The following is a 2100-nucleotide window of genomic DNA, read 5'->3' as shown; positions in this document are numbered from 1 at the left end:
TTGAATTGTAGATTTCTTGATGTCTCTTTCTGAATTTTCAGAGAATAGTTAATAAAATTCAGAAAAATCATAAAAAAACAGTGTCTTATATTGTCTTTTTTTTATTTTGTCTTGGTATTTTTGGTTAAAATAACATCTTTTGTGGAAGTGAAATTGTAATGATTTATGAAAATATAAGCTGCTGTTATTATTAAAGTTGTTATGTATGCGAGAGGGATAGAAGCAAGCTACCGAAGTAGCGCGAATAGCCCGACCGTATTTTTGGAGAGGGCCGTATAAACGTAAAGTAGATTTGGCGCTTTCCAAAAATGGGGTCTCGCCCTTATTTCTTGAATCAATAAGTAAATATGTTTATTTTGAATTTTATTTATTGGCTGTAATGTAGTTTTAAAATATTTTATGCTTTATAAATGTAAAAAAATGGTTTATTTTTACAGTAAAATAATTTAAAAGTTAATAGAATGGATTGGATAACTGCAAAAGAATTTGAAGATATAACCTATAAAAAATGCAATGGTGTTGCCAGAATCGCATTTAACAGACCTGATGTGCGCAATGCGTTTAGACCAAAAACGACATCAGAATTATATCAAGCTTTTTATGATGCACAAGAAGATACCTCTATAGGTGTGGTTTTGCTTTCTGCAGAAGGGCCATCTTCTAAGGATGGCGTGTATTCTTTTTGCAGTGGAGGAGATCAAAATGCCCGTGGACACCAAGGTTATGTGGGTGATGATGGTCAACATCGTTTGAATATTCTTGAGGTACAACGATTAATCCGTTTTATGCCTAAAGTAGTAATCGCGGTGGTTCCTGGTTGGGCAGTTGGTGGTGGACATAGTTTGCATGTAGTTTGTGATATGACTTTGGCGAGTAAAGAACACGCCATTTTTAAACAAACGGATGCCGATGTAACAAGCTTTGACGGTGGATATGGTTCAGCTTATCTTGCCAAAATGGTAGGACAGAAAAAAGCTCGCGAAATTTTCTTTTTAGGCAGAAATTACTCTGCTCAAGAAGCTTTTGAAATGGGTATGGTTAATGCTGTTATTCCTCACGCTGAATTAGAAGATACTGCTTACCAATGGGCTCAGGAAGTTTTAGGAAAATCTCCTATGGCTATCAAAATGCTTAAATTCGCCATGAATCTTACAGATGATGGTATGGTGGGACAACAAGTGTTTGCAGGAGAAGCAACAAGGTTAGCTTATATGACCGAAGAGGCCAAAGAAGGTAGAAATGCATTTCTTGAAAAGCGTAAACCGAATTTTGAAAAAAAATGGTTGCCATAATAAGGTTTAAGAGCATAAGGGTTTAAGGTTTCAAATTTAATATCTTGAAACCTTAAGTTTATAATCAAAAAATAAAAATGGAAGATTTCATAAATGAAACAATTGATACTACACAGCTCCCAAAATATGAGGAAGTTGAATTTTCTGTTTTACATCCCAATTATTGGAAAGTCATTTTGATAAGTCTGGTTGTTTTCTATTTGATTGCTGGAATAGGCTTAGGGCTTGCCTTGTATTTTAATGAGGTACTAGCTGTATTTATTACAGAATTGAGTATCGCCTATGTTGTTTTTGTATTCATTGTGCTTTTCTTTTGCAGATTGGGTTTCAAGAAAAAGGGTTTTGCGTTTCGTAATCATGATGTGTTGTTCAGACATGGTATAATTGCCACGAATACTCTTGTAATTCCATATAATAGAGTGCAGCATGTAGCTTTACATGAAGGGTTATTATCCCGGTTTTTTGGTTTGGCCAAAATAGAAATTTTTACCGCTGGTGGTAGCTCCAGCGATATTGAAATTCCTGGAATTGCCAAAGAACAGGCAGAAAACATCAAACAGCTTTTGATGGGGAAAATTCAAAAACAATTGTGATGGAGGAGGATTTCGGTAAGCCTCAGCGACAGTCCATTCTGGGGATTTTTGTAATGTTTATTTATTCCCTTCAAGGTTATGCCAAAGCTTTATGGCCTATTTTGGTTATTTGGATTTTTAGATTTGACGAGATCAATAAAGGCTATTTGGTGGCAGGAACTTTTGCTCTTTTTGTCATTATTGGAACTATTTCCTATTTAAGATACTTAAACTTT

General features: G+C 34.8%; 2 protein-coding genes and 1 pseudogene. All 3 read left to right on the top strand.

The window, feature by feature from the left end; genetic code table 11:
* Nucleotides 1-461 precede the first annotated feature (461 nt).
* Nucleotides 462-1292: a 1,4-dihydroxy-2-naphthoyl-CoA synthase gene (locus tag VFS71_RS13500; RefSeq protein ID WP_173504557.1), complete on the top strand. Its 831-nt coding sequence runs from the start codon at nt 462-464 to the stop codon at nt 1290-1292.
* A 77-nt stretch (nt 1293-1369) separates the two neighbouring features.
* Complete coding sequence (locus VFS71_RS13495; RefSeq protein WP_326401836.1) at nt 1370-1885, top strand: PH domain-containing protein; 516 nt, start codon at nt 1370-1372, stop codon at nt 1883-1885.
* Nucleotides 1885-2100, top strand: a pseudogene (locus tag VFS71_RS13490) (hypothetical protein); the annotation flags it as partial. The gene VFS71_RS13495 and the pseudogene VFS71_RS13490, both read left to right, overlap by 1 nt.

The organism is Flavobacterium sp. (assembly GCF_035760125.1).
GTDB lineage: Bacteria > Bacteroidota > Bacteroidia > Flavobacteriales > Flavobacteriaceae > Flavobacterium.
The sequence above is the reverse complement of the archived record's forward strand: the minus strand, read 5'-3'. Positions and strand labels throughout refer to the sequence as shown.